Below are 6000 nucleotides of genomic sequence, written 5' to 3' on the forward strand. Positions count from 1 at the left end.
ATCGGCTTTTTTCTGAAGCCCCCTCGTAAATCCTGCAGCGCATCCCCATATCTGACGAGAAAGTGCTATCTTGTGCTGCATGTTTTTCTAAGGCCTGGAGCGAGAATGACTGACCATGAATTGATGCAGCTTAGCGAAGTGGTAGGGCTGGCGCTTAAGCAACGCGGGGCGACCCTCACCACCGCGGAGTCCTGCACCGGCGGCTGGGTGGCGAAAGCGATTACCGATATTGCCGGCAGTTCCGCCTGGTTTGAACGTGGTTTTGTGACCTACAGTAATGAAGCTAAAGCGCAAATGATCGGCGTGCGGGAATCTACGCTCGAACAGCATGGCGCGGTCAGCGAGCCGGTGGTGATTGAGATGGCTATTGGTGCGCTCAAAGAGGCGCGCGCGGATTATGCAATATCGATTAGCGGCATCGCGGGCCCGGACGGGGGCAGTGACGTGAAGCCTGTCGGCACCGTCTGGTTTGGTTTTGCTACCGCCAGAGGTGAAGGGATCACCCGCCGGGAGTGCTTTAGCGGCGATCGCGAAAGCGTGCGTCGTCAGGCAACCGTTTATGCATTAAAAACGCTCTGGCAACAATTTCTACAAAATACTTGATACTGTATGACCATACAGTATAATTGCACCAACAGAACAGAAATCCACGGTGAAGCACAGTCGCTTCTCCCGGCATGACAGGAGTAATAATGGCTATCGACGAAAACAAACAGAAAGCGTTGGCGGCAGCACTGGGCCAGATCGAAAAGCAATTCGGTAAAGGCTCCATCATGCGCCTGGGTGAAGACCGTTCCATGGATGTGGAAACTATCTCCACCGGTTCGCTTTCTCTGGATATCGCGCTGGGCGCTGGCGGCCTGCCAATGGGCCGTATCGTAGAAATCTACGGGCCCGAGTCCTCAGGTAAAACAACCCTGACGCTGCAGGTTATCGCTGCGGCACAGCGTGAAGGTAAAACTTGTGCGTTTATCGATGCCGAGCACGCGCTGGACCCTGTTTATGCTCGTAAGCTGGGCGTTGATATCGACAACCTGCTGTGTTCTCAGCCGGACACCGGTGAGCAGGCGCTGGAAATTTGTGACGCGCTGGCCCGTTCCGGTGCGGTTGACGTTATCGTGGTCGACTCCGTTGCTGCTCTGACGCCAAAAGCTGAAATCGAAGGCGAAATTGGTGACTCTCACATGGGCCTCGCGGCACGTATGATGAGCCAGGCAATGCGTAAGCTGGCCGGTAACCTGAAGCAGTCCAACACGCTGCTGATCTTCATCAACCAGATCCGTATGAAAATTGGTGTGATGTTCGGTAACCCGGAAACCACTACCGGTGGTAACGCGCTGAAATTCTACGCGTCTGTCCGTCTGGATATCCGCCGTATCGGCGCGGTGAAAGAAGGTGAAAACGTGGTGGGTAGCGAAACCCGCGTGAAGGTTGTGAAGAACAAAATCGCAGCGCCGTTCAAACAGGCTGAATTCCAGATCCTCTACGGTGAAGGTATCAACTTCTACGGCGAACTGGTTGACCTGGGCGTGAAAGAGAAGCTGATTGAAAAAGCGGGCGCATGGTACAGCTACAACGGCGACAAGATTGGTCAGGGTAAAGCAAATGCAATCTCCTGGCTGAAAGAGAACCCGGCTGCGGCGAAAGAAATTGAGAAGAAAGTGCGTGAGCTTCTGCTGAACAACCAGGACGGTACGCCTGATTTCGTGGTGGATAACGCGGGTGCTGAAGAAACCAACGAAGATTTCTAATTCTCTCGTTTAAAGATGAAGGGCTGCTAATGCGGCCCTTTTTGCATTTCTGAATCAGCAGGTTTTTTATGAGTGAATCGACTTCACGCCGCCCTGCCTATGCACGCTTACTGGACCGTGCGGTGCGCATTCTTGCCGTCCGTGACCACAGCGAACAGGAGTTGCGGCGAAAACTGTCGGCCCCCGTAATGAGTAAAAACGGGCCGGAAGAGATTGATGCGACTGCGGAAGATTACGACCGCGTCATTGCCTGGTGCTATGAGCACCGCTATCTGGATGACGAGCGTTTCGCTTCCCGGTTTCTTGCCAGCCGTGGCCGCAAAGGATATGGCCCCGCGCGTATCCGCCAGGAGCTGAACCAGAAAGGGGTCGCCCGTGAAACCATTGAAAAGGCCATGCGCGAATGCGACACAGACTGGTGCGCGCTGGCAAAAGAACAGGCCATTCGCAAGTACGGCGAACCCTTGCCACGTGAATTTTCAGAAAAAGTTAAAATCCAGCGCTTTTTGCTCTACCGCGGCTTTCTGATGGAAGATATTCAGGATATCTGGCGTAATTTTGCGGATTGAACGCATGCGGGATTTTACTTCCCACTAAAGAAAACTTATCTTATTCCCACTTTTTCCAGTAGCTGGTCTGTCCAACGTTTTACCGATACAGGCTTGCTACGACATTTCGTTAGCTTGATTTCAGGATAATTATGAGCAAGAGCACCGCTGAGATCCGTCAGGCGTTTCTCGATTTTTTCCATAGTAAGGGACATCAGGTAGTTGCCAGCAGCTCCCTGGTACCGAACAACGATCCGACTCTGCTGTTTACCAACGCCGGGATGAACCAGTTCAAGGATGTGTTCCTTGGTCTCGACAAACGTAATTATTCCCGCGCCACAACCTCACAGCGTTGCGTGCGTGCGGGCGGTAAACACAACGACCTGGAAAACGTCGGTTACACCGCGCGTCACCACACGTTCTTCGAAATGCTGGGTAACTTCAGCTTCGGCGACTATTTCAAACACGATGCCATTCAATATGCGTGGGAACTGCTGACCGGTGAAAACTGGTTCAACCTGCCGAAAGATCGTCTGTGGGTTACCGTCTATGAAACCGATGACGAAGCCTACGAAATCTGGGAAAAAGAGGTTGGTATCCCGCGCGAGCGTATTATTCGCATCGGCGATAACAAAGGCGCACCTTATGCGTCTGACAACTTCTGGCAGATGGGCGATACCGGTCCTTGCGGTCCGTGCACCGAGATCTTCTACGATCACGGCGACCATATCTGGGGTGGTCCTCCAGGCAGCCCGGAAGAAGACGGCGATCGCTACATTGAGATCTGGAACATCGTCTTCATGCAGTTCAACCGTCAGGCTGACGGTACGATGGAGCCGCTGCCGAAACCGTCCGTTGATACCGGTATGGGTCTGGAGCGTATTGCGGCTGTTCTGCAGCACGTTAACTCCAACTACGAAATTGACCTGTTCAGCACCCTGATTAAAGCCGTTGCGCAAGTGACGGGTGCAACCGATCTGAACAACAAATCGCTGCGCGTTATTGCAGACCATATCCGTTCCTGCGCGTTCCTGATTGCCGACGGCGTGATCCCGTCGAATGAAAACCGTGGCTATGTGCTGCGTCGTATCATTCGTCGTGCTATCCGTCACGGCAACATGCTGGGCGCGAAGGACACCTTCTTCTATAAACTCGTTGGGCCACTGATTGGCGTGATGGGCGCAGCCGGTGATGAGCTGAAACGTCAGCAGGCGCAGGTTGAGCAGGTTCTGAAAACGGAAGAAGAGCAGTTTGCTCGTACTCTGGAGCGCGGACTGGCGCTGCTGGATGAAGAGCTGGCGAAACTTCAGGGCGATACGCTGGACGGCGAAACCGCTTTCCGCCTGTACGACACCTACGGTTTCCCGGTTGACCTGACGGCGGACGTTTGCCGTGAGCGCAACATCAAAGTGGACGAAGCAGGCTTTGAAGCCGCAATGGAAGAGCAGCGCCGCCGTGCGCGCGAGTCCAGCGGTTTTGGTGCTGACTACAACGCGATGATCCGCGTTGATGGCGCATCAGAATTCAAAGGCTACGAAAATCTGGAACTGACTGGCAAAGTGACCGCCCTGTTTGTTGACGGTAAAGCCGTAGACAGCATCAACGCGGGTCAGGATGCGGTTGTCATTCTGGACAAAACGCCGTTCTACGCAGAATCCGGCGGCCAGGTTGGCGATAAAGGCGAACTGAAAGGCAACGGTTTCAGCTTCAGCGTAAGCGACACGCAGAAATACGGTCAGGCGATTGGCCATCAGGGCAAACTGACTGCCGGTTCTCTGAAAGTGGGCGAGGGTGTCCAGGCGAACGTTGATGAAGCTCGTCGTGCGCGCATTCGTCTGAACCACTCAGCTACGCACCTGATGCACGCTGCCCTGCGTGAAGTTCTGGGAACGCACGTTGCACAGAAAGGTTCTCTGGTTAACGATAAAGTGCTGCGCTTCGACTTCTCTCATTTTGAAGCGATGAAGCCGTCAGAAATCCGCGCGGTGGAAGATCTGGTGAATGCGCAGATCCGTCGTAATCTGCCAATCGAAACCCATATCATGGATCTCGAGGCGGCGAAGAAGAAAGGCGCGATGGCACTGTTCGGCGAGAAATACGACGACCGCGTTCGCGTGCTGAGCATGGGCGACTTCTCGACTGAACTCTGCGGCGGGACGCATGCCTCCCGTACCGGCGACATTGGTCTATTCCGCATTGTTTCCGAATCAGGAACGGCGGCGGGCGTGCGTCGTATTGAAGCGGTAACCGGTGAAGGCGCGATTGCCAGCCTGCATGCGCAGAGCGATCAGCTGCACGACATCGCGCAGTTGTTGAAAGGTGATAGCCAGAACCTGGGCGAGAAAGTGCGCGTTGCGCTGGATCGTACGCGTCAGCTGGAAAAAGAGCTGCAGCAGCTGAAAGAGCAGGCTGCGGCGCAGGAGAGTGCAAACCTCTCCAGCAAAGCTGTAGACATTAAGGGTGTCAAACTGCTGGTCAGCGATCTGGCGGGCGTTGAGCCTAAGATGCTGCGTACTATGGTCGACGATCTGAAGAACCAGCTCGGTTCCACAGTTATCGTGCTGGCGACAGTGGCAGAAGGTAAGGTTTCTCTGATTGCGGGCGTCTCTAAGGATGTGACCGACCGCGTAAAAGCAGGGGAACTGATTGGTATGGTCGCCCAGCAGGTGGGCGGTAAGGGTGGCGGTCGTCCGGACATGGCGCAAGCCGGTGGTACGGATGCGGCGGCACTTCCTGCGGCATTGGCCAGTGTTGAAAGCTGGGTGAGCGCGAAACTGTAATAACTACAAAGCACAAGCAGACGCCATAGCGGTAACGTTATGGCGTCTTGTTCACTGCGCTATCGATAACGATAAAGTCAGGTTGAGTTTGTGTATATCGGCTAAACTTACGTTTAACAGAATGTGATGCCGTGACTGCTTACACTTTACGTGTTTGTCATCGCTTACTTTTTGGCGTTATATGATGGATAATGCCGGGATACAAGAGACCCGACTCTTTTAATCTTTCAAGGAGCAAAGAATGCTGATTCTGACTCGTCGAGTTGGTGAGACCCTCATGATTGGGGATGAGGTCACCGTGACAGTTTTAGGGGTAAAGGGTAACCAGGTACGTATTGGTGTAAACGCTCCTAAAGAAGTATCTGTCCACCGTGAAGAGATCTACCAGCGTATCCAGGCTGAAAAATCCCAGCAGTCCAGTTACTGATATTGTCGCGTCTCGCTGTCGGGCGAGACGCAACCTCTCCCGCCATTTTTCCTGCTTAAAGTTACCGTTTGATTTCAATCGCTCTGTTTTTAACCACTCTCTTACCCTTAACTCGCCTCAACATCACTATTCTGTCATCAGTTTTCTGAGAAGATGCCTGCAAAATCCGCTTATAAAACACCCTCTTTGCAGCTTTTGCATGCGAATTGCGTGTGATTTGTGCAAACGATAAAAGCTTTTGGAAAATTGTTTGACTTATAAGTCCCAGAAAGTAATATATGCGCCACGCAGCGACGAGAAGCTCTTAACGAGTTACTCGGAGCACTCGAAAGAGGCGTTGTGTGGTGAGGTGGCCGAGAGGCTGAAGGCGCTCCCCTGCTAAGGGAGTATGCGGTCAAAAGCTGCATCCGGGGTTCGAATCCCCGCCTCACCGCCATTTTGCATCCGTAGCTCAGCTGGATAGAGTACTCGGCTACGAACCGAGCGGTCGGAGG

At 53.5% G+C, this 6000-nt stretch carries 5 protein-coding genes and 1 tRNA gene; all 6 read left to right on the top strand.

Annotated features, from left to right (window positions below):
* Positions 1 to 105: 105 nt before the first annotated feature.
* The 6 genes from pncC to QRN24_RS11640 all read left to right on the top strand — a co-directional run bounded on the left by pncC (position 106) and on the right by QRN24_RS11640 (position 5942).
* Positions 106 to 603 (top strand): nicotinamide-nucleotide amidase, encoded by a 498-nt coding sequence (gene pncC, locus QRN24_RS11615; RefSeq protein ID WP_020883854.1) that lies wholly within the window; start codon positions 106 to 108, stop codon positions 601 to 603.
* An 89-nt stretch (positions 604 to 692) separates the two neighbouring features.
* Positions 693 to 1751, top strand: a complete 1059-nt coding sequence (gene recA, locus QRN24_RS11620) for a recombinase RecA (protein WP_020883855.1) — start codon at positions 693 to 695, stop codon at positions 1749 to 1751.
* Between the two features lie 68 nt (positions 1752 to 1819).
* Positions 1820 to 2320 (top strand): recombination regulator RecX, encoded by a 501-nt coding sequence (recX, locus tag QRN24_RS11625; RefSeq protein ID WP_014171334.1) that lies wholly within the window; start codon positions 1820 to 1822, stop codon positions 2318 to 2320.
* Positions 2321 to 2451: 131 nt separating this feature from the next.
* Positions 2452 to 5079 carry an alanine--tRNA ligase gene (gene alaS / locus QRN24_RS11630; protein ID WP_025203392.1) on the top strand — a complete coding sequence of 876 codons (2628 nt, stop codon included), beginning with the start codon at positions 2452 to 2454 and terminating at the stop codon, positions 5077 to 5079.
* A 241-nt stretch (positions 5080 to 5320) separates the two neighbouring features.
* Positions 5321 to 5506 carry a carbon storage regulator CsrA gene (csrA, locus tag QRN24_RS11635; RefSeq protein ID WP_000906486.1) on the top strand — a complete coding sequence of 62 codons (186 nt, stop codon included), beginning with the start codon at positions 5321 to 5323 and terminating at the stop codon, positions 5504 to 5506.
* 343 nt (positions 5507 to 5849) lie between these two features.
* Positions 5850 to 5942: transfer RNA gene (locus QRN24_RS11640), tRNA-Ser, on the top strand.
* Positions 5943 to 6000: the final 58 nt, after the last annotated feature.

Source organism: Enterobacter sp. MEB024 (assembly GCF_030209635.1).
In the GTDB taxonomy this organism is placed as follows: domain Bacteria; phylum Pseudomonadota; class Gammaproteobacteria; order Enterobacterales; family Enterobacteriaceae; genus Enterobacter; species Enterobacter ludwigii.